Raw genomic sequence first — 22,640 nt, 5'->3', positions numbered from 1 at the left:
GCGCCGACGAATGGGAACTCGCTGTGTGCGGCGTTCCTTTGAACGTAAGGCGGGGTGACAGGCGCCGACAAACCTTTGTCTAACGTTCTCAAGGTCGCTAATCTCTGCGTATGTCAACGCATGTCGAGGGGCTGCAGATCGGCGAACTCGCCGAACGCGTCGGGGTGTCGACTCACACCCTTCGCGCCTGGGAGCGCCGTTACGGCATCCTCAAACCGTCGCGCACGACGGGCGGCTACCGCGTCTACAGCGAACTCGACGTCCGTCGCGTCTCTGCGGTGCTGGGCCTACGCGAGCAAGGTGTGTCCATCGCGGAGGCCGCGCGCCGCGTCAACGCGAACGTCGTCGCCCAGATCCCGGCCGGCCGACGTATCGATGCCGCAGCCATCGTCTACGAGATGCACCGCGCTGTCGACCGGTTCGACGAGTTCGCCCTGAGTGCCGCGCTGGATCGGCTGCTGTCGTCGCATCGGCTCGAGGAAGCCTTGCGTGACGGCCTCATGCCGTTCCTCGTGCAGTTGGGCGGGCGTTGGGAGCGGGGTGAGGTGTCCGTCGCGCACGAGCACTTCGCGACGCAACTCATCCGCCGTCGCCTCGACAGCTACAGCCTCATGTGGGCCGATGGTGACGGGCCCCTCGTCGTCCTCGCCTGCCCGCCGGGGGAGCAGCACGACTTTCCACTGCTCGTGCTCGGGGTGCTTCTCGCGCGCTCGGGGTGGCGTATTCGCTACATCGGCCAGGAGACGCCTGTCGCTGATCTTGCGCAGGCGTGCTCGATCCTGCAGCCCGATCTCGTCGTCATGGCTGCGACGCGTGACACGACGTTCCGTCGCTCGCTCGACGAGCTGCGTGACCTCGCGCGCTCCTACCGCCTCCTCATCGGCGGGCGCGGCGCCACCGAAACCATCTGCGCCGACCTCGGCGTCGAGGCGATGTCGCAGGACGTCGTCGCCGCAGCTTCTGCACTCATCGACGAATCGGGGCGCACCGGACGATCCGACTCCGACGCCGCCGCACAGTTGGTCGGCTGACGCCACGTGGGTAACCCCACGTCACGGGGGTTAAACTCTCTTGCGGCCCGCGACGAGCGGGCGAGGGGCGGTAGCTCAGCTGGTCAGAGCAGGGGACTCATAATCCCTGGGTCGCGGGTTCAAGCCCCGCCCGCCCTACTCGGACGTCGTCACGCCGTCACGCCGAGGACGTCGTCATCTCGAGGCGAGCCGCCTTCTCGCAGGGCGTATGTCGGCGGCCGTCGGTGCGCGAGGGCGCGCCTCCCCCTACGATGGGCGCATGAGCAACGCGCCGTGGGTGAGCACCGGCCCGGCATCATCCGGTGAAGGCGCGCGGGAGAAGTGGCAGGAGACGACGCGCGTCCCTCTCGGCATCCTGGCGCTCGTCTTCATCGCCTCGTATGCCGCACCCATTCTCCGGCCGAGCCTGCCGACCGATGTCATCCTGACGTTCCATGCACTCAACGTCATCACCTACCTCGCGTTCGTCGGTGACTACTTCGCGCGCCTCCACCTCTCCCGCGACCGTCGCGGCTTCCTGCGCCACTCCGGGCTTGACGTGCTCGTCCTCGTCCTGCCCGCGCTGCAACCGCTGCGCACGATGCAGCTCATCGCCCTGCTGCGGCTGCTCGACAAGCGCCTCGGACGCACCCTGCGCGGCCGCATCGTCGCCTACCTCGGGTTCGCGACGCTGACGGTGCTGTTGCTCGGCGCACTCGCCGTCCTCGACGCCGAACGCAAGGCGCCGGGCGCCAACATCCACACCTTCGGCGACGCCCTGTGGTGGGCGACGACGACGATCACGACGGTCGGCTACGGCGAGCACCACCCCGTGACACCGAGCGGACGTGTCGTCGCCGCCTGCCTCATGTTCAGCGGCATCGCGCTGTTCAGTGTCGTCACGGGTTCGGTGGCGTCATGGATCCTCGATCGCGTCCGCGAGGAGGACGGCGAGGTCGCCGCCGACGACCGCATGCGCGACGAGGTCGAAGCACTCACCCATGAGATCCGAGCCCTGCGCGCCGACGTCGCGGAACTACGGGGCCGGACGGCGTCGCACCGGGCCGCAGCGCCCGAGAGCGACGACATCCTCTGAGCGGGCACTGCGAGACAGCTCGCCAGGACACGCGGGCGTGTCGCTCCCACGGGGTGAGCACCGCATGCGCCAGAGTGACAGGTTGATTCTTAGCCACGCCGCACGGGTGCTGGCCTGCAGCGTCGCCATCGTGCAGAATGGCGGCACACATCATCGGATTCCTGGGTGTGGCTGAGGTCGTTGGGGAAGACGTCCCTCGCGAACACCAGGAGGTTCGGATGTCGATGACTCGCGTCATGACGCGCGGGGTGGTTTTCGTGCACTCCACCCCCGCTGCGCTGTGCCCTCACATCGAGTGGGCGCTCGAGAGCGTCCTCGGCGCCGACGTCAACCTCGAGTGGACGCAGCAGCCCGTCGCGCCGGGCCTCGTGCGCAGCGAGTTCAGCTGGAGCGGCGAACCAGGCAGCGGCGCAAAGCTCGCGAGCGCGCTGCGCGGCTGGGATCACGTGCGCTACGAAGTCACCGAAGAACCCTCACCCGGCAACGACGGCTCACGCTGGTCGCACACCCCGAACCTCGGCATCCACCACACGTGGACGTCGGCGAGCGGCGACGCCGTCGTCAGCGAGGACCGCCTGCGCAGCGCCCTCGTCGCGAGCCAGGGCGACCCTGAGGAGTTCCGGGCCGAGATGGCCGAGCTGCTCGGCACCGCCTGGGACCAGGAGCTCGAGCCCTTCCGCTACGCCGGCGACGGCGCTCCCGTGCGCTGGCTGCACCGCGTCGGCTGACGCACCACACACGTCGAAGGCCGCTTGCTCTCTGGGGGAGCAAGCGGCCTTCGTCATGCCGGGTGGGCGTCAGATCACAGTGGGATGTTGCCGTGCTGCCCGCGACGCGCGGGTGCGGCGGCCAGTGCCGAAGCGAGCGCTCCGCGCGTCTCGGCCGGCTCGACGACCTCGTCGACGACACCGATCTCCTGGGCGCGTTCCAGTCCACCCGCGAGCACGGCATGCTCGGCGGCTAGTTCCTCCTCGACCCGGGGACGCGCGGCCTCGTCGACCTCCGCGAGCCGGCGACGGTGCAGGATGCGCACGGCAGCGACGTGACCCATGACGGCGACCTCCGCGCTCGGCCACGCGAACACGCGCGTCGCGCCGAGGGAGCGGCTGTTCATCGCGATGTACGCGCCGCCGTACGTCTTGCGCGTCACGAGCGTCACGCGCGGCACGACCGCCTCGGCGAACGCGTGCAGCAGCTTCGCGCCGCGGCGCACCACGCCGTCCCACTCCTGACCGACGCCAGGCAGGTAGCCGGGGACGTCGACGAGCACGACGAGGGGGATGCCGAACGCGTCGCACATGCGCACGAAACGGGACGTCTTCTCCGCGGCGGGGGAGTCGAGGCACCCGCCGAGACGCATCGGGTTGTTCGCGATGACGCCGACGGTGCGCCCGCCGAGGCGCCCGAGCGAGGTGACGATGTTGGGCGCCCACTTCGCGTGCAGCTCGACCTGCTCACCCGCATCGTCGAACAGGTCGTCGACGAGGGGGTGCACGTCGTAGGCGCGCTTCGGGTTCTCGGGGAACGTGGCGCCGAGGTCGCGCTCTTCGAGCGATCCGAGGTCGAACTCGCCCTGATTCGCCATGAGCGAGGCGAGCAGACGGCCTCGCTCGAAGGCCTCATCCTCTGTGGCCGTGACGACGTGGACCACGCCCGAGCGTCGACCGTGCGGTTCGGGCCCGCCGAGGCGTGCGGCGTCGACGTTCTCGCCCGTCACCGAGCGCACGACGTCGGGGCCCGTCACGAAGATGCGGCCCTGATCGGCCATGATGACCACGTCCGTCAGCGCCGGCCCGTAGGCGGCACCACCGGCGGCGGCGCCGATGACCACGGAGATCTGCGGGATCTTGCCCGACGCCCGCGTCATGATGGCGAACACCTCGCCGACGGCATGCAGGCTGACGACGCCCTCGGCCAGTCGCGCACCGCCGGAGTGCCACAGCCCGATGACGGGCAGGTTCTCGGCGAGGGCGATCTCGTAGGCCTCGACGATCGCCTTGCACCCCTCGACACCCATCGCGCCGCCCTGCACCCGCGCGTCGGAGCAGAACACGACGACGGGCGTGCCGTCGGCGGTGCCGCGAGCGGAGACGAAGCCGGAGCGCTCGACCTCGGCGATGACGTCGACGCTGCCGGCGTCGAGGAAGTTCTCGAGGCGGCGATACGGGTCGCGCGGGTCGACGTCGGCCTCGGCCGGCGCGGTGGCGGTGAGGGCGTTCATGAGGCGCTCCGAATCGTGAGGGCGACGTTGTGGCCGCCGAAGCCGAACGAGTTGTTGAGGGCCGCGATGTCGCCCTCGGGCAGCGTGCGGGCCTCGCTGCGCACGACGTCGAGGTCGATGGCGGGGTCGAGGTCGTCGATGTTGATGGCCGCCGGAACGAGGCGGTGGTGCACCGACAGCACCGTGATGACGGCCTCCAGCGCGCCCGCAGCGCCGAGCAGGTGACCCGTCATCGACTTCGTCGCGGCCACCGCCATGTGGTCGGCGTCGGCGCCGAACGCGGCGCGGATCGCGTTCGCCTCGGCGACGTCACCGACGGGCGTCGAGGTTGCGTGGGCGTTGATGTGGCAGATGTCGGCGGGCGTCAGACCGGCGGCATCGACGGCCTGACGCATCGCCCGCTTGGCACCGGCACCCTCGGGTTCGGGCGCGGTGATGTGGTGGGCGTCGGCGGACATGCCGATGCTCGCGAGCTCGGCGTAGATCCGCGTGCCGCGCGCCTTCGCGTGCTCCTCGGACTCGAGCACGACGACCGCAGCACCCTCGCCCATGACGAAGCCGTCACGGCCAGTGTCGTACGGGCGGGAGGCGGCCTGCGGGTCGTCGTTGCGCGTCGAGAGGGCCTTCATCGCCGCGAACCCGGCGAACGGCAGCGGGTGCATCGGCGCCTCGGTGCCGCCGGCGATGACGACGTCGGCGCGGCCCGAGCGGATGATGTCGATCGCGAGACCCATCGCCTCGGCGCCGGAGGCGCACGCGGAGACGGTCGTGTGGGCGCCTGCGCGCGCACCGAACTCGAGCGACAGGTTGCCCGCAGAGGTGTTGGGCATGAGCATCGGCACCGTCAGCGGGTACACGCGACGCGGGCCCTTCTCGCGCATGACATCCCACTGGTCGAGCAGCGTCGTCACCCCGCCGATGCCGGTGCCGAACGCGACTGCGAGTCGCTCCGGCTCCACCTCGGGGCTGCCCGCGTCTGCCCACGCCTCGCGCCCTGCGATGAGCGCGTACTGGGCGCTGCGGTCCATGCGGCGCGTCTCGACCTTCGTCAGCACCTCGGCCGGGTCCTGGGCGATGGACGCGGCGAACGTCACGGGCAGCTCGAACTGCTCCAGCCATTCGGCGGGCAGCGCGCGAGCACCGGAACGACCGGCGAGCAGGGCGTCCCACGTCTCGGGTGCGGTGCCGCCGAGCGGGGTCGTCGCACCGATGCCGGTGACGACGATGCGGGCGTCGCGGTTCGGGGTCATGCTGGCTCCTTGGTGGGGCACGAAAGAATGGGGTGCGACGCGCCGCCCGGGCGGGCGAGGTGCCGGGGCGGCGCGTCGACGGGGGCCGTTCAGGCCTGGGCGTTCTTGATGTAGCTGACGGCGTCGCCGACGGTGACGAGGTTCTTGACCTCTTCGTCGGGGATGCGGACGCCGAACTTCTCCTCGGCGTTGACGACGATCGTCATCATCGACAGCGAGTCGATGTCGAGGTCGTCGGTGAACGACTTGTCGCTCTGCACGGAGGCGGCGTCGATGCCGGTCTCCTCGTTGACGATCTCGGCGAGGCCGGCGAGGATCTCCTGCTCGGAAGCAGCCATGGTGTTTCTCCTTGTCGTGACGTCGACCGTTCGTCGATCGACTCCGTCTGCGGTTCTTTCCTTGCCCCGGATGGCCCGCCGAGGCGCGGGAGCTGAATGCTGAGTCGCGGTGCGGCTCAGGGGATCTCGACGACCTGCGCCGCGTAGGCGAGGCCCGCGCCGAAACCGATCTGCAGCGCGAGATCGCCGCTCTTGGCCTGCCCCTCGCGCACGAGTCGTTCGGCGGCGAGCGGCACCGACGCGGCGGACGTGTTGGCCGTGTCGACGATGTCGCGCGCGATGACGACGCGTTCGGGTAGCTTCATCTGCTTGGCCATGGCGTCGATGATGCGGACGTTCGCCTGATGCGGGATGAACACGTCGATGTCGTCGACGCTCAGGCCCGCGGCGTCGATGGCGCGCAGCGCGACGGGAGCCATGCTCCACACCGCCCAGCGGAAGACGCTCTGACCTTGCATCGTGATCGTCGGGCCGGGCGAGCCGTCCTCGAGCACGTTGGGGCGGATGGCCTCCCACGCCGCTCCGTCACTGCCCCAGATCGTCGGGCCGATGCCGACGTGGTCGCTCGCGCCGACGATCGCCGCGCCCGCGCCGTCACCGAAGATGAAGGCGGTGCCGCGGTCGCTCGGATCGAGCACGGACGTCAGGCGCTCGGCGCCGAGGACGAGGACAGTGCTCGCGCTACCGGCCCGCACGAGGTCGGAGGCGACACCGATGCCGTGGCAGTACCCGGCGCAGGCGGCGGACAGGTCGAACGCGACGGGGGAGTCCAGCCCCAGTCGATCCGCGAGCATCGGCGCAGCGGCGGGCGTGAACATGTCGTGCGTGACCGAGCCGAGGATGACGCCGTCGATCGTCGCCGGGTCGACACCGGAGCGTGCGATCGCGTCGCGCGCCGCCGACTCGGCCATGTCGAGCATCGTCTCGTCGTCGCGCGCGAAATGACGCGTGCGGACACCGGAGCGCTCCTGGATCCACTCGTCGGAGGAGTCGATGGCCTCGACGATCTCGCTGTTCGGCACGAGCCGCTGCGGGCGGTAACCGCCGAAACCGAGGATGCGGGTGTACTGCGCGCCGGTGCGCTGCGCGAGGGCCTTCACTGCGCCTCCTTCGGATGAAGACGCACGAGGGGCTGGCCGGGAGAGACAGGGTCGCCCTCACTGACGAGCCACTCGATGATGCGCCCGCCGTGCGGCGCGACGACGTTGTACGCGTCGCGCGCCGTGACGACCTGTCCGATCGTCTCGCCGGGGGTGATGGTGTCGCCCTCGTCGAGGGGCGCGCGCTCGATCGTCCCCTTGGCCGGCGCGATGACGAGTCGCCACGCGGGTTCGAGATCGGTGTCGACCTGGCCGTGCTCGCGCACCATGCGGTGCGCCGCGTCGAGGTCGTCGGGGGTCTTGAGCGCCAGGGTCTCGACACCAGGCAGGGCACGCTTGGCGAGGCCCGTCAGGGTGCCGGCCGGCGGCACCTCGATGAGGCCCGTCACGCCCATCGCCTTGAACGTCTCCATCGTCAGATCCCAGCGCACCGGGTTGCTCACCTGGCTGACGAGGCGGCGCAGCACCCGCGTGCCGTCGTGGACGACGAGCCCGTCCTTGTTCGACACGAGGGGGATGCGAGGGTCGTGCGTCGAGATGGCCCGCGCGAAGACACTGAGCCGCTCCACGGCCGGCGTCATGTGCTCGGTGTGGAAGGCACCCGCGACCTGGAGCGGGATCACGCGTGCCTTCGCCGGCGGCTCGGCCTTGAGCCGCTCGATCTGCTCGAGGGTGCCGGCCGCGACGATCTGACCGGAACCGTTCATGTTGGCCGGCGTGAGGCCGAGGGCTTCGAGGTGGCTGACGACGTCCTTCGCCTCGCCGCCGACGACGGCGGCCATGCCGGTCGGCGTGACGGCCGAGGCCTGCGCCATGCCCGCACCGCGCTCGCGGACGAAGACCATGGCCTGCTCGGCGCTCAGGACGCCGGCCGAGGCCGCGGCAGTGATCTCACCGACGCTGTGGCCGGCGCCGACACCGACGGAACGGAATCCGTCGACGGGGTGGGCGAACAGCGCGAGCATCGAGACGAGGCCGCTCCCGACGATGAGGGGCTGTGCGACGGCGGTGTCCTTGATGGTCTCCGCGTCACCCTCGGTGCCGAGGTGGACGAGATCCATCCCGGCGCAGGCCGACAGCCACGCCATGCGGGAGTGAAACTCTGGCAGCTCGAGCCAAGGGCGGAGGAAACCGGGGGTCTGAGAGCCCTGTCCGGGGCACACGATCGCTAGCACCCCTCAACCTTGCCCTGGAGGTGGTGGGCGAGGCGACGAGCGGGCCGACGAACTTCGCCGGTGTGATTTGTAGGAAACCTCCAATCACACCTGGCTGGGTTGCTCCCGTGCGGCGCGGGAGGCGTCCGGCCGGGTGCGCGGGCGGGACCGAGCTGCGTCGAGGTCGGCGTACATGAGGCCCAGTCGGATGGCGAAGGCGTCCTCGGGGCAGGTGAGGTCGTAACCGGTGAGGTCGTGGGTGCGCCCCAGGCGGTAGCGCACGGTGTTCGCATGGACGAACAACTCGCGCGCCGTGGCCTCCAGCGAGCCGAGACGGATGTAGGCGCGCGCCGTCTCGCGCATGACCGAATCGGGCTGGAGCGCGGCCGTCACCCGTGCGGCGAGCGCGCGGCGTGCCTTGTCGTCACCGGAGACGGCGCGTGCGGCGAGCAGGTCGTCGCTGTGCACCGGGCGGCGGCAGGAGGTGGCCGCCGGCGCGGCGTCGTAGCCGCGCAGCGCGTCCCGTGCAGAGCGGCCCGCCGCATAGAGGTGCGGCACGCGGGGCCCGCACACGAGGGGGCCGTCGCCGAAGTGGTCGGCGAGCAGTCGCGCCGCGGCGAGCGGGTCGGCGTGCGGGGCGGCCTGAGACGACGTGCTTGCTGCATTGCCTGACGATGTGCCGCTGCGTGGCGTCGCGAGGGTGGCCGCGTCGAGCCCGCCGACGACGGCGATCATCCGCCGTCCTTCGACGGAGACGAGGATCTCGAGCCCGGCATGACGCGCGGCGCGTCGTAGTGGGTCGACGACGCTCGTCTGGCTGCCGAGAGGGCTCGCGCCGACGACGACGGTGACGCCGCGCACCTCGGCCCAGCCGAGGGCATTGACGCGGGAGCCGAGCGTCTCGTCGGGTTCGCCGCGCACGACGGCGTCGACGACGAGCGACTCGAGGCGTGCATCCCACGCGCCGCGCGATTCCGCGGCGCGCGCGTAGACGTGGGCGGCGCCGAACGCGACCTCACGGGAGTAGCGCAGGACAGCTTCGCGCACGGCCGCGCGTTCGTCGGCCCGCGCGAGGGCGGGTGCTTCGTCCTCGACGATCTCGATGACGGTGCGCAGCAGGTCGAGGGTCTGTTCGAGGCTGATACTGCGCGTCAGTTCGCTTGGTGCGTCGGCGAACACGTCGATGGCGCCGGCGCCTTCGACGTGCGGGTTCTCGAGCCACGACAGGAACGACGTGATGCCGCCGTGCGCGATGACGCCGATCCAGCTGCGATCCTCGGCGCTGAGCGCGGCGAACCAGGCGTGGTCGGCTTCGACGCGCGCCGCGGCCGACGTCGCCATCGCCCCGACGCCGCGGCGCATCGCCGTCAGAGATTCACGCGAGGGCACCCTGGGTTCCGCCATGCCCGTCACCGTAACCGAGCCTTGTGGGAACCCACGAGTAGCAACGACACCGGTCGGCCGACCGACCCCGGAAAGCACGAAGCCGTGCGCACTCACGGACGGTGAGTGCGCACGGCCAACGTGCGATGCAGGGGACGTGGACGCGCCCCCGTGGCGGTGTCGCACCTCGGGCCGGGAGAGCTTGCGACTCCGGACCGATGGAAGACGCCGCGAGGGAATCGTCAGGCTTCTCCGCGCACCATTTGGCGCAGAAGCCCGACGGGCAGAACCGTCGCCCAGTTCTGCCCGTCGCTGTTCGCATTGCCCGTCAGGCTTCTCCGCCGGCGTTGCCGGAGGTGCCGGCCTTGACGTTGAGCAGCTCGTACTTCTCGGCTGCCTGACGCGGGATCGACGGGTCGAGTTCGCCGCGGTCGGCGAGCGACTGCAGGGCGCGCACCGCCATCGACGGGCCGTCGATGTGGAGGAAGCGTCGTGCTGCAGCTCGCGTGTCGGAGAAGCCGAATCCGTCGGCGCCCAGCGAGTGGAATTCGCCGGGCACGTACTGGCGGATCTGGTCGTGCACCTGGCGCATCGAGTCGCTCGTCGCGATGACGGGACCGGGTGCGTCCTTGAGGCGCGACGTGATGAACGGCTCGCGGCGCTCGTCCTCGGGGTGGAGGAAGTTGTGCTCGTCGGCCTCGAGGCCGTCACGGCGCAATTCGTTCCACGACGTCACGGACCAGACGTCGGCGACGACGCCCCAGTCCTCCTTGAGTAGTTCCTGTGCCTCGAGGGCCCAGGCGACTCCGACGCCGGAGGCGAGCAGCTGCACGCGGCGCGCGTCGTCGCCGAGGCCGTCGAACGAGCCGTCCTTGAGCTTGTAGATGCCGCGCTTGATACCTTCGACGTCGACGTTCTCGGGCTCGGCCGGCTGCACGATCGGCTCGTTGTAGACGGTCAGGTAGTAGATGACGTTCTCGGCGTTCTCGCCGTACATCTTCTCCAGGCCGTCCTGCACGATGTGCGCGATCTCGTAGCCGTAGGCCGGGTCGTAGGAGCGGATGGCGGGGTTCGTCGCGGCGAGCACGTGGCTGTGACCGTCGGCGTGCTGCAGACCCTCACCCGTCAGCGTCGTACGGCCCGCGGTGGCGCCGATGAGGAAACCCTTGGCCATCTGGTCGGCGGCCGCCCAGATCGAGTCACCAGTGCGCTGGAAGCCGAACATCGAGTAGAAGACGTAGACCGGCACCATCGGGATGTCGTTCGTCTCGTACGCGGCGCCGACGGCGGTGAACGCCGCGACGGAGCCGGCCTCGTTGATGCCGAGGTGCAACAGCTGGCCCTGCGGGCTCTCCTTGTACGCGAGCATGAGCTCGGCATCGACGGAGCGGTAGTGCTGCCCGTGCGGGTTGTAGATCTTCGCCGTCGGGAAGAACGCGTCCATGCCGAACGTGCGCGCCTCGTCGGGGATGATCGGCACGATGTGCTTGCCGAACTCCTTGTCGCGCATCAGCTCCTTGAGGATGCGGACGAACGCCATCGTCGTCGCGACCTCCTGCTTGCCGGAGCCCTTCTTCGCGATCTTGTACGCCTCGTCACCGGGCAACGGCAGCTGCGAGCTGCGGCCCTTGCGCGACGGCAGCCCACCGCCGAGCTTCGCGCGACGCTCGAGCAGGTACTTGATCGCCGGGTCGTCGTTGCCGGGGTGGTAGTACGGCGGACGGTACGGGTCCTTCTCGAGCTGCTCGTCGCTGATCGGGATGTCGAGCGAGTCGCGGAACTGCTTGAGGTCCTCGAGCGTCATCTTCTTCATCTGGTGCGTCGCGTTGCGGCCCGCGAAGTGCGTGCCGAGGCTGTAGCCCTTGATGGTGTGCGCGAGGATGACCGTCGGCTGGCCCGTGTGCTCCATCGCAGCCTTGTAGGCGGCGTACACCTTGCGGTAGTCGTGGCCACCTCGCTTGAGCTTCCACCACAGGTCGTCGTCGGACCAGTTCTCGACCATCTTCGCCGTGCGCGGGTCCTGACCGAAGAAGTACTCGCGGACGTAGGCACCGTCATTGGCGCGGATCGTCTGGTAGTCGCCGTCACGCGTCTTGTTCATGATGTTCACGAGCGCACCGTCACGATCCTGGGCGAGCAGAGGATCCCAGCCGCGGCCCCACAGCACCTTGATGACGTTCCAGCCGGCGCCGCGGAAGAATGCCTCGAGCTCCTGCACGATCTTGCCGTTGCCGCGCACGGGGCCGTCGAGACGCTGCAGGTTGCAGTTGACGACGAACGTGAGGTTGTCGAGGCCCTCGTTGGCGGCCCACTGCAGGGCGCCACGCGACTCGACCTCGTCCATCTCGCCGTCACCGAGGAAGGCCCAGACGTGCTGGTCGGACGTGTCCTTGAGGCCGCGGTCGTTGAGGTAGCGGTTGACCATCGCCTGGTAGATGGCGTTCATCGGGCCGATGCCCATGGAGACGGTCGGGAACTCCCAGAACTCCGGCATGTTGCGCGGGTGCGGGTAGCTCGGCAGGCCGGCGGACTCACCGTCGATGAAGTGGCTCTTCTCCTGACGGAAGCCGTCGAGCTGCTCCTCGGTCAGGCGGCCCTCGAGGTAGGCGCGCGAGTAGATGCCGGGGGAGGCGTGGCCCTGGATGAAGACCTGGTCACCGCCGCCCGGGTGGTCCTTGCCGCGGAAGAAGTGGTTGAAGCCGACCTCGTAGAGCGTCGCGGCGGAGGCGTACGTCGAGATGTGGCCGCCCACGCCGATGTCGGGGCGTTGCGCGCGGTGCACCATGACGGCGGCGTTCCAGCGGATCCAGGCGCGGTACTTGCGCTCCATCTCCTCATCGCCGGGGAACCACGGCTCGGCCTCGGGGCCGATCGTGTTGATGTAGTCGGTCGCAGTCAGCGACGGCACGCCGATCTGCTGCTCGCGGGCGCGCTCCAGCAGCTTGAGCATGACGTAGCGGGCACGGTTGCGTCCGGCTTCGTCGACGAGGCCGTCGAGCGAGTCGAGCCACTCCTGCGTCTCGTCGGGATCGATGTCCGGCAACTGACTGGGAATGCCATTCAGGATCGGGCCGGCTTCCTCAAGCGACACTTAGGTCACGTCCTCTCGTCCACTGCGTCGGCGCTACCTGGCACGCGCCACATGCTCCCATCCTGCCCCCCGTGAGCACCCTGCGCGAAACCGGGACGGGGTTACTCGTGGGTACTCGGTTTGGCGGGCGGGACGAGGGGTTTCGAGGCTCATCAGGCCAGGGCGACCGGGCCCACGAGACGGTCGTCATGAGGGCGCCTTCTTGCAATGCGCGAGACAACCTTGTGGACTACCCTTCGAACAAGGCTGCATCCACCCGGCGTGGTCGCAGCGTCCAGAACAGAAAGTGAGCACAGCACGTGAACCAGACCGCAGGGGCACATCCGGCGGCCAAGATCGGCTTCTCCGCGGACGACATCGTCATGGAGATCGGTTGGGACGACGACGTCGACGAGTCGTGGCGCGAAGCCATTGAGGAGATCGTCGGCTCCGAGATCGAGGACGAGACGTACGACGGCGTCGTCGACTCCGTCCTCGTGTGGTTCCGTGACGGCGACGGCGACCTCACCGACGACGTCGTCGACGCGCTCGCCACGCTGGAGGACAAGGGGTTCGTCCTCCTCATGACGCCGAAGGCCGGCTCGGATCTTGCGATCGACGCCGCGGACGTGCAGGAAGCTGCGACGACCGCCGGTCTCAAGGCCAGCTCGACCTTCAAGGTCGGCGACGACTGGATCGGCACGAAGCTCGTCCAGGGTGGCGCGGCGAAGCAGCGCTGAGCGCGGCCGCCGCACGAGACGAAGAGGGAGTGACATGAGCGGTCTCGAGGTGGGTGCTGCGGCGCCCGATTTCACGCTCAGGAACCAGTTCGGTGAGGACGTGACATTGTCCGGCCTCGTCGCCGAGCGCCCGACGCTGCTCGTCTTCTACCCCTTCGCGTTCTCCGGCATCTGCACGGGGGAGCTGTGCCACATCCGCGACAACCTGCCCCGCTACGACGGTGACGCGATGCAGGTCGTCGGCATCAGCTGCGATGCGATGTTCACGCAGCGCGCGTGGGCGGACGCCGAGGGCTTCGACTTCCCACTGCTCAGCGACTTCTGGCCGCACGGCGCGATCGCGCGCGCCTACGGCGTCTTCGACGACGAGCGCGGGTTCGCCGTGCGCGGCACCTTCCTCATCGACGCGTCGATGACGGTGCTCTGGTCGCTCATCAACGGCCCCGGCGAGGCGCGCGACTTCTCGCCCGCCCTCGAGGTGGCCGAGAACCTGTGACGCGGCGCGGCGTCGTGGCGCCGCCCCTCGATGACGCCGAACTCGACGTGGCCACGCGGCGGGTAGGATTCAGCTGCATCCGCGCCGTCTCGGCGCGCGCTCAGGGCCTCTAGCTCAGCTGGTAGAGCAACGCGTTTACACCGCGTCGGTCGTCGGTTCGATCCCGGCGGGGCCCACATGAACAACTCCACCACGACCCTCGCGGACGTCACGCGAATCCTCGACGGCTTCTACCCGCCGTCGACGGCTCAGTCGTGGGATGCCGTCGGCCTCGTCACCGGCGACCCGGAGCAGCCGATCGAACGTGTCCTGTTCGCCGTCGACCCGGCGATGAGCGTCATCGACGAAGCCGTCACCGGCGGTTACGACCTGCTCGTCACGCATCACCCGCTGCTCATGCGTGGGGTCAAGTCGGTCGCGACGACGTCAGGCAAGGGGCGCGCGGTGACAGCGCTCGTCGTCGGCGACGTCGCCCTGTACGCGGCGCATACGAACGCCGACGTGGCCACACCCGGCGTCAACGACGCGCTCGCGGCCGCATGCGGCCTGCAGGACGTCGAACCCCTGGTCGAGAGCGAGGGGCAGCCGCTGGGCCGCGTCGGTGAGCTGCCTCAGAGCATGACGCTGCGCGCCTTCTGCGAAAGCCTCGCCGCGGCGCTACCACCCGCCCCCGTCGGCCTGCGCGTCAGCGGAGAGGCCGAGGCGAGCGTCCAGCGCGTCGCGGTGCTCGGCGGCGCCGGTGACGGCGAGTTCGGCGCGGCACGACGCGCGGGGGCGGACGTCTACGTCACCGCCGACCTGCGTCATCATCCCGCCATCGAGGCGCGCGAGGAGGACGACCCGGCGGCGCCGATGTTCCTCGTCGACGCCGGACACTGGGCTACCGAATGGTTGTGGCTGCAGCACGCCTGCGAGCGTCTCGTGAAGGCCGTGCGCGAGAGCGGCGGCGACATCGAGGTGCACGTCTCGACGACGTGCACCGACCCCTGGAATTTCCTCGTGCCCACCAATGAAGGAGAGATGCAGTGAAGGCAGAACTTCAGCAGCAGTGGAGGCTGCTCGACCTGCAGAAGCTCGACACCCGCCTCGACCAGATCGATCACCGTCTCGCGAACCTGCCGCAGGCGAAGGAGCTCGCGGAGCTGACGAAGAAGGCGGACACCGCGACGGAGGAGATGATTCTCGCGCAGACGGCCGTCATGGACGTCGAGCGTGAGATCGCGCGCAGCGAGGCCGACGTGCAGCAGGTGCGCGACCGCATGGCCCGCAACGAGAAGCGCCTCGCCTCGGGTGAGGGCAGCGCGAAGGATCTGCAGGCGCTGCAGCACGAGACGGACACGCTCGCTCGCCGTCAGGTCGTCCTCGAGGACGCCGAGCTCGAGATCATGGAGCGCGCCGAGGGCCTGCGCGAGCGGCTGACCGCGTTCACGACGGTCGCTGACGAGGCCGAGGCCAAGGTCAAGCAGCTCAAGGCGGAGATGGGCGAGGCAGCCAAGGAGCTCGAGACCGAGCGCGCCGAGGTGCAGCGCAAGCGCGACGACATGGCCCCGTCGTTCGCCGCCGACCTGCTCGCGGAATACGACGGCATCCGGGCCCGCAGCGGTGTCGCCGCGGCGGCGCTGCACGGTCGTCGCTGCCTCGGTTGCGGCCTCGAACTCAACCACTCGGATCTGCAGCGCATTCGCTCGAGCGCCGCCGACCAGGTCGTCTACTGCGACGAGTGCGGACGCATCCTCGTGCGCACGGCCGAATCCGACCTCTGACCGGGCAGAGAGTACAGCGCTCGGCGCGTCGCCTCGCGGTGACGGCGCCGGGCGCTGTTCGTCGTCCGAAATGCCTGTGGGCGAAGGAGATTCATCATGACGCGACGTCTCATCGTCGAAGCTGACGGCGGTTCGCGCGGCAACCCCGGCGTCGCCGGGTACGGCAGCCTCGTGCGCGACGCGGACACCGGTGCGCTGCTCGCCGAACGCGCCGCGCCGCTCGGCAAGGAGTCGAACAACGTCGCCGAGTACACCGGCCTCATCGAGGGGCTGCGGGCCGTCGTCGATCATGCCCCGGGCGCTGCCGTGACGGTGCGGATGGATTCGAAGCTCGTCGTCGAGCAGATGTCGGGCCGCTGGAAGATCAAGCATGAGGACATGAAACGCCTCGCCGCCGAGGCCCAGGCGCTCGCGGCGGAGATCTCGAGCGCGGGCGGCGCCGTCACGTACGAGTGGATCCCGCGTGCCAAGAACAAGGACGCCGACAAGCTGTCCAACGACGGCATGGACGGCGTCACCGTGCGACGCGACACATGGGGTGACGACGTCGAGCGCGCGTCGCAGGGTGGTGGTGGCGAGCGCACTGACGGTGCTGGTGCTGACGTGGACGGCGCCAGTAGCGCGGGCGCGGGTGCGGGCGACCCGAACGGTGGGGGCGAAGTGGGCGGCGAGGCCGTCGTTGAGCCCGACGAGAAGCCGAGGGGGCCGGCGGATCTCGGACGGCCGACGCGCATCGTCCTCGTGCGCCACGGCGTCACCGACTTCACGACGAGGGGGCTGCTCGACGGTCGCGGTGGCGCGGACCCGTCGCTCAGCACCGAGGGTCGCGATCAGGCACGCGGCGTCGCGGGCGCGCTCGACGGGCTCGTCGGTGACAGCGACGTGCACGTCGTGACGTCGTCGCTCGCCCGTGGGGTCGAGACAGGCACGCTGATCGCCGAACGTCTCGGGGTGACGCCGCGGGTCGACGCCGACTGGGACGAGCAGGCCTTCGGCGAGTGGGACGGGTTGTCGTTCAAGGAGATCCGCGCCAAGGACGCGGCGGGACTGTCGAAGCTGCGTCACGAACCGACTCACCGCGCGCCGGGCGGCGAGACGCGCGACGAGCTCGACGAGCGCGTCGCTGCAGCCCTCGGTCGGGCGGTGGAACGCGGCGGTGTCGTCATCATCGTGACGCACCGCATCGTCATCATGTCGGTGCTCGCCAAGGTGCTCGATCTGAGCATGGACGGCGCGTGGCGCGTTGCGGCGGCCCCGGCGTCGCTGACCGGCATCGAGGTGTGGCGCGACGGCAACGCGCAGGTCGCGTTCACGAACGACACGCATCACCTGCGGGGCTGACAGAGCCTCAGAGCCTCCGATGCAGGCGTCAAGGGGCGTGCGCCGGCGTCCAAGGCGGGTCGTCCGGTGCGCGGACGATCATCCATCCTGTGTGGCGAGCGGCGCCGAAGATCCATAAGTTGCAGTTATGGATATTCAGCGCGGGCAAGAAGACTGGCGACCCGACACCCTCGCGGTGCGCAGCGGCCTCGCGCGCAGCGGTTTCGAGGAGACGGCGGAGGCGCTGTACCTGACGTCGGGGTTCGTCTACGACTCCGCCGAGGCCGCCGAGGCCGCGTTCTCGGGTGAGAGCGACCGGTTCGTCTACAGCCGATACGGCAACCCGACAACGGCGATGCTGCAGGAGCGGCTCGCCGCTCTCGAGGGAGCCGAGGCGTGCACGGCGACGGCGTCCGGCATGTCGGCGGTGTTCACGGCCCTGGCCGCGCTGCTGGGGGCGGGCGACCGCGTCGTCGCCTCACGCGGGTTGTTCGGCTCGTGCTTCGTCATCCTCGACGAGATCCTGCCGCGCTGGGGCGTCGAGACGGTCTTCGTCGACGGGCCTGACCTCGAGCAGTGGCGCCAGGCGCTGTCGCAGCCGACGACGGCGGTGTTCTTCGAGTCGCCGAGCAACCCGATGCAGGAACTCGTCGACATGCGCGCCGTCAGCGACCTCGCCCATGCGGCCGGGGCGCAGGTCGTCGTCGACAACGTCTTCGGCACGCCTGTGTTCAGCCGGCCGCTCGACCACGGCGCCGACGTCGTCGTCTACTCCGCGACCAAGCACATCGACGGGCAGGGACGCGTGCTCGGTGGCGCCATCCTCGGCAGGCGCGAGTTCATCGACGGGCCGGTGCAGAACCTCGTGCGCCACACCGGCCCGACGATGTCGGCGTTCAACGCGTGGGTGCTGCTCAAGGGCCTGGAGACGCTGCGGCTACGCGTCGAGGCGCAGGCGGCGACAGCGCTGAAGCTGGCCGAGGTGCTCGAGGCGCATCCGAAGGTGTCACGTGTCGTGCATCCGTTCCTCGTCTCGCACCCGCAGCACGAGCTCGCGAAACGGCAGATGAGCGGTGGCGGCTCGGTCGTGACGTTCCAGATCGACGGTGACAAGGCGGAGGCATTTGCCCTGATGAACGCGCTGCGCATCGTCGACATCTCCAACAATCTCGGCGATTCGAAGTCGATGATCACCCACCCCGCGACGACGACGCATCGTCGGATGAGTGCCGACGCGCGGGCCGCGATCGGCATCACGGACGGCACTCTGCGCCTGTCGGTCGGGCTCGAGGATGCGGGTGATCTGGTCGACGACGTCCGTCAGGCGCTGCAGGTCGCTCTCGGCTGACGGGGGTCGCCGGCGCCATGCGTCATGCTTTTGGGGCCAGCAGGTCAAGCAGCTACGGACCAGTAGCTCATCGCGTCAGGGCGAGGACGGCAAGAGCCGCGGCGGTCGTGATGAACGTCGTCGATCCGGTGAGCAGCAGGTGACGGCGCCAGGACACGGTGACGCCCTCGCGGCGCAGGCGCTCGCGCCACAGCAGCGTCGCCACCGACCCCCACCACGTCAGCCCACTTGCGACGTTGACGCCGATGAGCAGGGCGAGCACACGCGTCGCGTCGTGGGCGGCGGGTTCGAGGGCGAGGTAGGCGGGCAGGTTGTTCGTCGCGTTGGCGAGGCCCGCGCCACTGAGCGTGAGGGCCCAGGCGGGCGCGTCGTCGAGCGTCCGGACGAGCGGGTCGAGCGCGCCGGACCCATGCAGCACCGCGACGGCGACGAACAGGGCCGTCGTGATGAGCAGGCTGCGCCACGGCAGGGTGATCTCGCGGAGACGCTCAGGGGTGAGCAGTGCGAGAGCGAGGACGCAGCACAGCGCCGCGACGCCGGCCGTCATCCACGGTTCGACGACGAGGATCGCCGCGCACATGAGCAGGGTGATGACGGCGACGCTTCGACGCGCGGATCTTTGCTGCGGCAGTGGTGCTGACGCCGATGTGTCATCGGGCGCCGTGGTGCACGGTGATTGCCGCCCGGGGCGATCGTGCCAGTCGAATGGCCGGAATGCGGGGCGCCAGATGACGGCGGCGCACAGGAGCGGCACGAGCGTCGTCGTCAGTGCGACGGGCCACGCCAGCGCGAGGAAGCCGAGGCTGCTCGTGGTGTCCAGGTGCCCGCGCGCCAGCAGGTTGGTGAGATTGGAGACGGGCAGCCACAGCGAGGCCATGTTCGCGAGCCACAGCGTCGGGAAGGCGAACATCGCGACCGGCGCCCGCAGTCGACGCGCGACGACGACGGCCGCGCTCGTCATGAGCACGGCAGTCGTGTCGAGGCCGAGCAGGGCGGTGACGACGCCGGTGGTGAGCAGGAACAGCAGCCACGTCGCGGGCACGTGACCGCGCCCTACAGTGACGAGACGCCGGGCCAGGTCGTCGAAGACGCCTGCGGCGGAGCAGCATTCGGCGACGATCGTCAGCGCCAGAAGAAACGCGAGAACGCCCGGCACCCGGGCGAGCAAGTCGAGCGCTTCATGCATGAGAACACCGCGTCGTGCACCTGGTGTGGGCAGTCGTCATCGGGCCGTGGCGTCGAGGATCCACGGTTTCGTCGCGCTCTTGGGCGCGGTGAGGGCGACGTCGAACGTCTCGGCGAGCTGCTCGGCGAGGGCTGCCGGCGTGCGCGGGTCACGCGGGTCGGTGACGAGGGCGCGCGTGACGAGGCCACGCGTGTGCTTCGCCATGTGAGTCGCCCCGGGCACCCGGATGTGCACCCAGCGTTTCGCAAGGTCGCCGGATGGCGCCCACGACGCGGCGTACGTCGATGATCGACAGTCGATGACGAGGCCGCGCCCGGCGGCCTCGGTCAAGGGCGCGTCGAGCAGTGGCTTCCAGAAGCTCGCGAGCGGGCCGATGCCCGGCAGGTTGACGGCCATCGACAGCCGGTATGGAGCGACCGCATCGCGCAGACGCACGGCTCCGTAGAGGGCGGAGGAGATGACGACGCGCCGCCCGGCACGTGTCTTGTCCGCCCCGGTGAGCGAGGCGAGATCGAGCGCGTCGTAGAGCACGCCGGTGTAGAGGCCCGACGCGGGCAGGGCGGGTGCCGTCGTCAGGCGCGTGTTGCGGGCGATGTCGTCGGTGAGGTTGGGGGAGACGTTGAGGGCGGACGCAGCGTCGGGGCGAGCGCTCACCGCCGTCAGGGCGTTGATGACATTGCGGCGCGCGTCGTTCAGTTCGGGGTTGCTCAGCGAGTCGAGGTTCATGGCGCGACCGCGGGCACGCGTCGCTTTGGTCTCCGACGGCGGCAGAAGGATGATCACCGGCACAGGGTAGTGGGCGAGGCGCTCGGTCACCCGCCGGCGCTGAGTCGCTCGCCTTCGCGCGCGGTGGGGGCAGCCGCGTCGCGTGCCGGTGTGGAACGGGCCATGCCGAGGCGCTCGCCGCGTAGGCTCGGGCCATGCCGAGCACACGCATCCTGCTGCAGAACACCGACGCCTCCGGCGAGCTCGCGCGCTCGTTCGAGGCCCTGCGCGCCGAGAACGAGCTGGCCACCGACTACCCGGCCGACGCCGTGGCCGACGCTCTCGACGCGCTCGCGCACGTCGAGAAACCGGAGCGCGACGAGACGTCCGTGCCGTTCTTCACGATCGACCCGGCCGGTTCGATGGACCTAGATCAGGCCATGCACCTGGAGCGTGACGGCGAGGGTTTCCACGTGCGCTACGCCATCGCCGATGTGCCGCTGTACGTGCGTCCCGGCGGCGCTCTCGACGCCGAGACGCGCCGTCGCGGGCAGACGATCTACATGCCCGACATGCGGATTCCGTTGCACCCCGAGGAACTCAGTGAAGGTGCGGCGAGCCTGCTCGAGGGGCAGATCTGCTCGGCGTTCGTGTGGGACATGCATCTCGACGCACGCGGCGAGGTGACGTCGGCGAGTTTGTACCGCGCGCAGGTCCGCAGCGTCGAACGGCTCGACTACACGCAGGTGCAGGGGAATGTCGACGGCGGGGGCGCGATGGGCGGCGCCGTCGACGAGCGCTTCGCGCTGCTGCGTCAGATCGGTGAGTTACGCGCGCAGCTGGAGATCGAGCGTGGTGGCGCGTCGCTGCCGATGCCCGAGCAGGAGGTGAGCGAGCCGAGCCCCGGCGACTACGAGGTGCACTTCCGCCCACCCGTACCGAGCGAGGACTGGAACGCGCAGATTTCCCTCATGACGGGCATGGTGGCGGCGCGGATGATGCTCGACGCCGGCATCGGCATCCTGCGCACGATGCCGAAGGCCGACGAGCGCGACGTCGCGCGGTTCCGCCTGCAGGCGAAAGCGCTCGGCGTGGCATGGGCCGAGGACCAGACGTACGGCGCGTTCCTGCGCTCCCTCGATCGTGATGACCCGCACCATCTCGCGCTCGTCCACGAGGCCGTCGGGCTGTTCCGCGGTGCCGCGTACACGCCGTTCGACCGCGACAACCCGGCCATCGCGACGCCCGAGATCACCGAGCAGGCCGCCGTCGCGGCGCCGTACGCGCACGTCACCGCGCCGCTGCGGCGGCTCGTCGACCGCTTCGGGCTCGTCATCTGCGAGGCCGTCTCCAACGGACGCGAGGTACCGGCTTGGGCGCGCGAGGCGCTCGTCGAGCTGCCCGAGATCATGAAGCGCACCGACTCGCTGGCGCGCAAGATCGACCGCGCGTGCGTCGACCGCGTCGAGGCGGCCGCGCTGTCGTCCGACGTCGGGGAGACGTTCGCGGCGTTCGTCGTCGAGGACGGAGACCACGGCCACGGCAAGGGCGAGCCGACGATCCAGCTCGTCGACCACGCCGTTGTCGCGACGGTGAAGGTCGGTGACGCTGCGGCCCCTGCGCTCGGTGAGGCGTGTGAGGTGACGTTGACGGGCGCCGACATCGCGACGGGGAAGCTGACGTTCGCCCTCGCGTGAGGTACTGACGCCTCGCTGCGTCACATCGTGCTGGGTGCGTCAGGCGTGACCGACTCGGGCGGCATCATGTGACGCAGCTGGGTCGTCGCCCGTCATGGGCCGGTCGGATGCGTCGGCACCCGCAGGCAAAGGTAAGCTTGCGCGCGGATGAGTCGGCCGGGCGGTCGCGTCGAGAGTTCGCTCTCGCCGAGGAAAGTCCGGGCTCCACAGGGCAGGGTGATGGCTAACAGCCACCCGGGGCGACCCGCGGGAAAGTGCCACAGAGAACAGACCGCCACGCTCATGAGCGCGGCAAGGGTGAAACGGTGGTGCAAGAGACCACCAGCGCCCCAGGCGACTGGGGCGGCTCGGTAAACCCCACCCGGAGCAAGATCAGACAGCATGCGTCGAAGCGGCCCGCTGAGCATGTGGGTAGATCGCTCGAGCCCTGCAGCAATGCAGGGCCTAGATGGATGATCGCCGAAGCGATGCCAGCAATGGCGCGCGGAACACAACCCGGCTTATAGGCCGACTCATCCCCCGAACATCGCGGGCGCCAGCCCGCAACAGCAGGCGGGAAGGCGCCATCCGGCAGGAGTGGCGCCTTCCTGCCTGTCGCGATCGTGGGGCCGTCAGTGCGTCGCCGCGCTGCTGCACATGTTGAGCAGCAGCGTGAGCACGATCGAGGCGATGACCGAGAACAGGATCATGCCGAGACACCCGGGCAGGCCCCCGACGGGACGGATCTGGACGCGAGGACGTTCGTTCATGGCCTGAAAAGTAC

General features: G+C 69.8%; 20 protein-coding genes, 2 tRNA genes and 1 other RNA gene. 13 read left to right on the top strand and 10 right to left on the bottom strand.

Features of this window, described 5'->3' with window-relative positions; all coding sequences use genetic code 11:
- Positions 1-110: 110 nt before the first annotated feature.
- The 4 genes from EDC82_RS08570 to EDC82_RS08555 all read left to right on the top strand — a co-directional run bounded on the left by EDC82_RS08570 (position 111) and on the right by EDC82_RS08555 (position 2,834).
- Entirely contained in the window at positions 111-1,031 is a 921-nt protein-coding gene (locus EDC82_RS08570) for a MerR family transcriptional regulator (RefSeq protein WP_115297167.1), read from the top strand.
- Positions 1,032-1,095: 64 nt separating this feature from the next.
- Positions 1,096-1,169: transfer RNA gene (locus tag EDC82_RS08565), tRNA-Ile, on the top strand.
- Between the two features lie 121 nt (positions 1,170-1,290).
- Positions 1,291-2,106: a potassium channel family protein gene (locus EDC82_RS08560; RefSeq protein WP_051805963.1), complete on the top strand. Its 816-nt coding sequence runs from the start codon at positions 1,291-1,293 to the stop codon at positions 2,104-2,106.
- 218 nt (positions 2,107-2,324) lie between these two features.
- Complete coding sequence (locus EDC82_RS08555; protein WP_006944212.1) at positions 2,325-2,834, top strand: DUF3145 domain-containing protein; 510 nt, start codon at positions 2,325-2,327, stop codon at positions 2,832-2,834.
- Positions 2,835-2,908: 74 nt separating this feature from the next.
- Here EDC82_RS08555 and EDC82_RS08550 read toward each other — a convergent pair whose 3' ends face one another.
- The 7 genes from EDC82_RS08550 to aceE all read right to left on the bottom strand — a co-directional run bounded on the left by EDC82_RS08550 (position 2,909) and on the right by aceE (position 12,643).
- Positions 2,909-4,327: an acyl-CoA carboxylase subunit beta gene (locus EDC82_RS08550; protein WP_006944206.1), complete on the bottom strand. Its 1,419-nt coding sequence runs from the start codon at positions 4,325-4,327 to the stop codon at positions 2,909-2,911.
- A complete protein-coding gene (gene fabF / locus EDC82_RS08545; RefSeq protein ID WP_006944307.1) occupies positions 4,324-5,577 on the bottom strand; it encodes a beta-ketoacyl-ACP synthase II in 1,254 nt (417 codons plus the stop codon). The genes EDC82_RS08550 and fabF overlap by 4 nt, the downstream gene beginning before the upstream one ends.
- Before the next feature lie 89 nt (positions 5,578-5,666).
- Positions 5,667-5,915 carry an acyl carrier protein gene (locus EDC82_RS08540; protein ID WP_006944284.1) on the bottom strand — a complete coding sequence of 83 codons (249 nt, stop codon included), beginning with the start codon at positions 5,913-5,915 and terminating at the stop codon, positions 5,667-5,669.
- 116 nt (positions 5,916-6,031) lie between these two features.
- A complete protein-coding gene (locus tag EDC82_RS08535) occupies positions 6,032-7,015 on the bottom strand; it encodes a beta-ketoacyl-ACP synthase III (RefSeq protein WP_006944239.1) in 984 nt (327 codons plus the stop codon).
- Complete coding sequence (locus tag EDC82_RS08530; RefSeq protein WP_311200828.1) at positions 7,012-8,178, bottom strand: acyltransferase domain-containing protein; 1,167 nt, start codon at positions 8,176-8,178, stop codon at positions 7,012-7,014. Before EDC82_RS08530 ends, EDC82_RS08535 begins: the two co-directional genes overlap by 4 nt.
- Positions 8,179-8,274: 96 nt before the next feature.
- Positions 8,275-9,573, bottom strand: coding sequence for a CdaR family transcriptional regulator (locus EDC82_RS08525; RefSeq protein WP_074040720.1), 1,299 nt, complete (start codon positions 9,571-9,573; stop codon positions 8,275-8,277).
- 307 nt (positions 9,574-9,880) lie between these two features.
- Entirely contained in the window at positions 9,881-12,643 is a 2,763-nt protein-coding gene (aceE, locus tag EDC82_RS08520) for a pyruvate dehydrogenase (acetyl-transferring), homodimeric type (RefSeq protein ID WP_115296095.1), read from the bottom strand.
- Between the two features lie 299 nt (positions 12,644-12,942).
- Between aceE and EDC82_RS08515 the strand changes: the two genes are divergently transcribed.
- The 7 genes from EDC82_RS08515 to EDC82_RS08485 all read left to right on the top strand — a co-directional run bounded on the left by EDC82_RS08515 (position 12,943) and on the right by EDC82_RS08485 (position 18,289).
- Positions 12,943-13,362, top strand: coding sequence for a DUF3052 domain-containing protein (locus tag EDC82_RS08515; protein ID WP_006944308.1), 420 nt, complete (start codon positions 12,943-12,945; stop codon positions 13,360-13,362).
- Between the two features lie 34 nt (positions 13,363-13,396).
- A complete protein-coding gene (locus EDC82_RS08510) occupies positions 13,397-13,858 on the top strand; it encodes a peroxiredoxin (protein ID WP_038568635.1) in 462 nt (153 codons plus the stop codon).
- 103 nt (positions 13,859-13,961) lie between these two features.
- Positions 13,962-14,034: transfer RNA gene (locus EDC82_RS08505), tRNA-Val, on the top strand.
- 1 nt (position 14,035) lies between these two features.
- Entirely contained in the window at positions 14,036-14,887 is an 852-nt protein-coding gene (locus EDC82_RS08500) for a Nif3-like dinuclear metal center hexameric protein (RefSeq protein ID WP_115296096.1), read from the top strand.
- Positions 14,884-15,621, top strand: coding sequence for a zinc ribbon domain-containing protein (locus tag EDC82_RS08495; protein ID WP_006944179.1), 738 nt, complete (start codon positions 14,884-14,886; stop codon positions 15,619-15,621). Before EDC82_RS08500 ends, EDC82_RS08495 begins: the two co-directional genes overlap by 4 nt.
- 96 nt (positions 15,622-15,717) lie before the next feature.
- Positions 15,718-16,962 (top strand): bifunctional RNase H/acid phosphatase, encoded by a 1,245-nt coding sequence (locus EDC82_RS08490; protein ID WP_131941164.1) that lies wholly within the window; start codon positions 15,718-15,720, stop codon positions 16,960-16,962.
- 127 nt (positions 16,963-17,089) lie between these two features.
- Complete coding sequence (locus EDC82_RS08485) at positions 17,090-18,289, top strand: O-succinylhomoserine sulfhydrylase (RefSeq protein ID WP_115296098.1); 1,200 nt, start codon at positions 17,090-17,092, stop codon at positions 18,287-18,289.
- Between the two features lie 67 nt (positions 18,290-18,356).
- On the opposite strand, the gene EDC82_RS08480 is transcribed toward EDC82_RS08485, so the two are convergent.
- Together EDC82_RS08480 and EDC82_RS08475 are read right to left on the bottom strand one after the other, a co-directional pair.
- Entirely contained in the window at positions 18,357-19,475 is a 1,119-nt protein-coding gene (locus EDC82_RS08480; RefSeq protein ID WP_131941162.1) for an SLC13 family permease, read from the bottom strand.
- Between the two features lie 36 nt (positions 19,476-19,511).
- Positions 19,512-20,258, bottom strand: coding sequence for a YaaA family protein (locus EDC82_RS08475; RefSeq protein WP_062257848.1), 747 nt, complete (start codon positions 20,256-20,258; stop codon positions 19,512-19,514).
- A gap of 137 nt (positions 20,259-20,395) precedes the next feature.
- On the opposite strand from EDC82_RS08475, the gene EDC82_RS08470 reads away from it, so the two are divergent.
- On the top strand, positions 20,396-21,877 hold the full coding sequence (locus tag EDC82_RS08470; RefSeq protein WP_038568631.1) for an RNB domain-containing ribonuclease: 1,482 nt from the start codon (positions 20,396-20,398) through the stop codon (positions 21,875-21,877).
- Positions 21,878-22,025: 148 nt separating this feature from the next.
- An RNA gene (gene rnpB, locus EDC82_RS08465) (RNase P RNA component class A) lies at positions 22,026-22,396 on the top strand.
- Between the two features lie 92 nt (positions 22,397-22,488).
- Here the strand turns inward: rnpB and EDC82_RS14725 are convergent.
- On the bottom strand, positions 22,489-22,626 hold the full coding sequence (locus tag EDC82_RS14725) for a hypothetical protein (protein WP_006944181.1): 138 nt from the start codon (positions 22,624-22,626) through the stop codon (positions 22,489-22,491).
- Positions 22,627-22,640 lie beyond the last annotated feature (14 nt).

It is taken from the genome of Dermacoccus sp. SAI-028 (assembly GCF_004346775.1).
Classification (GTDB): Bacteria; Actinomycetota; Actinomycetes; order Actinomycetales; family Dermatophilaceae; genus Dermacoccus; species Dermacoccus nishinomiyaensis.
The sequence above is the reverse complement of the archived record's forward strand: the minus strand, read 5'-3'. Positions and strand labels throughout refer to the sequence as shown.

Excerpts from the sequence above, each read along its gene's own strand:
- fabF (WP_006944307.1), bottom strand. The coding sequence starts at position 5,577 with ATGACCCCGAACCGCGACGCCCGCATCGTCGTCACCGGCATCGGTGCG.
- EDC82_RS08525 (WP_074040720.1), bottom strand. The coding sequence starts at position 9,573 with ATGGCGGAACCCAGGGTGCCCTCGCGTGAATCTCTGACGGCGATGCGC.
- EDC82_RS08570 (WP_115297167.1), top strand. The coding sequence starts at position 111 with ATGTCAACGCATGTCGAGGGGCTGCAGATCGGCGAACTCGCCGAACGC.
- EDC82_RS08470 (WP_038568631.1), top strand. The coding sequence starts at position 20,396 with ATGCCGAGCACACGCATCCTGCTGCAGAACACCGACGCCTCCGGCGAG.
- EDC82_RS08560 (WP_051805963.1), top strand. The coding sequence starts at position 1,291 with ATGAGCAACGCGCCGTGGGTGAGCACCGGCCCGGCATCATCCGGTGAA.
- EDC82_RS08490 (WP_131941164.1), top strand. The coding sequence starts at position 15,718 with ATGACGCGACGTCTCATCGTCGAAGCTGACGGCGGTTCGCGCGGCAAC.
- EDC82_RS14725 (WP_006944181.1), bottom strand. The coding sequence starts at position 22,626 with ATGAACGAACGTCCTCGCGTCCAGATCCGTCCCGTCGGGGGCCTGCCC.
- EDC82_RS08540 (WP_006944284.1), bottom strand. The coding sequence starts at position 5,915 with ATGGCTGCTTCCGAGCAGGAGATCCTCGCCGGCCTCGCCGAGATCGTC.
- EDC82_RS08555 (WP_006944212.1), top strand. The coding sequence starts at position 2,325 with ATGTCGATGACTCGCGTCATGACGCGCGGGGTGGTTTTCGTGCACTCC.
- EDC82_RS08510 (WP_038568635.1), top strand. The coding sequence starts at position 13,397 with ATGAGCGGTCTCGAGGTGGGTGCTGCGGCGCCCGATTTCACGCTCAGG.
- EDC82_RS08480 (WP_131941162.1), bottom strand. The coding sequence starts at position 19,475 with ATGCATGAAGCGCTCGACTTGCTCGCCCGGGTGCCGGGCGTTCTCGCG.
- EDC82_RS08485 (WP_115296098.1), top strand. The coding sequence starts at position 17,090 with ATGGATATTCAGCGCGGGCAAGAAGACTGGCGACCCGACACCCTCGCG.
- EDC82_RS08550 (WP_006944206.1), bottom strand. The coding sequence starts at position 4,327 with ATGAACGCCCTCACCGCCACCGCGCCGGCCGAGGCCGACGTCGACCCG.
- EDC82_RS08500 (WP_115296096.1), top strand. The coding sequence starts at position 14,036 with ATGAACAACTCCACCACGACCCTCGCGGACGTCACGCGAATCCTCGAC.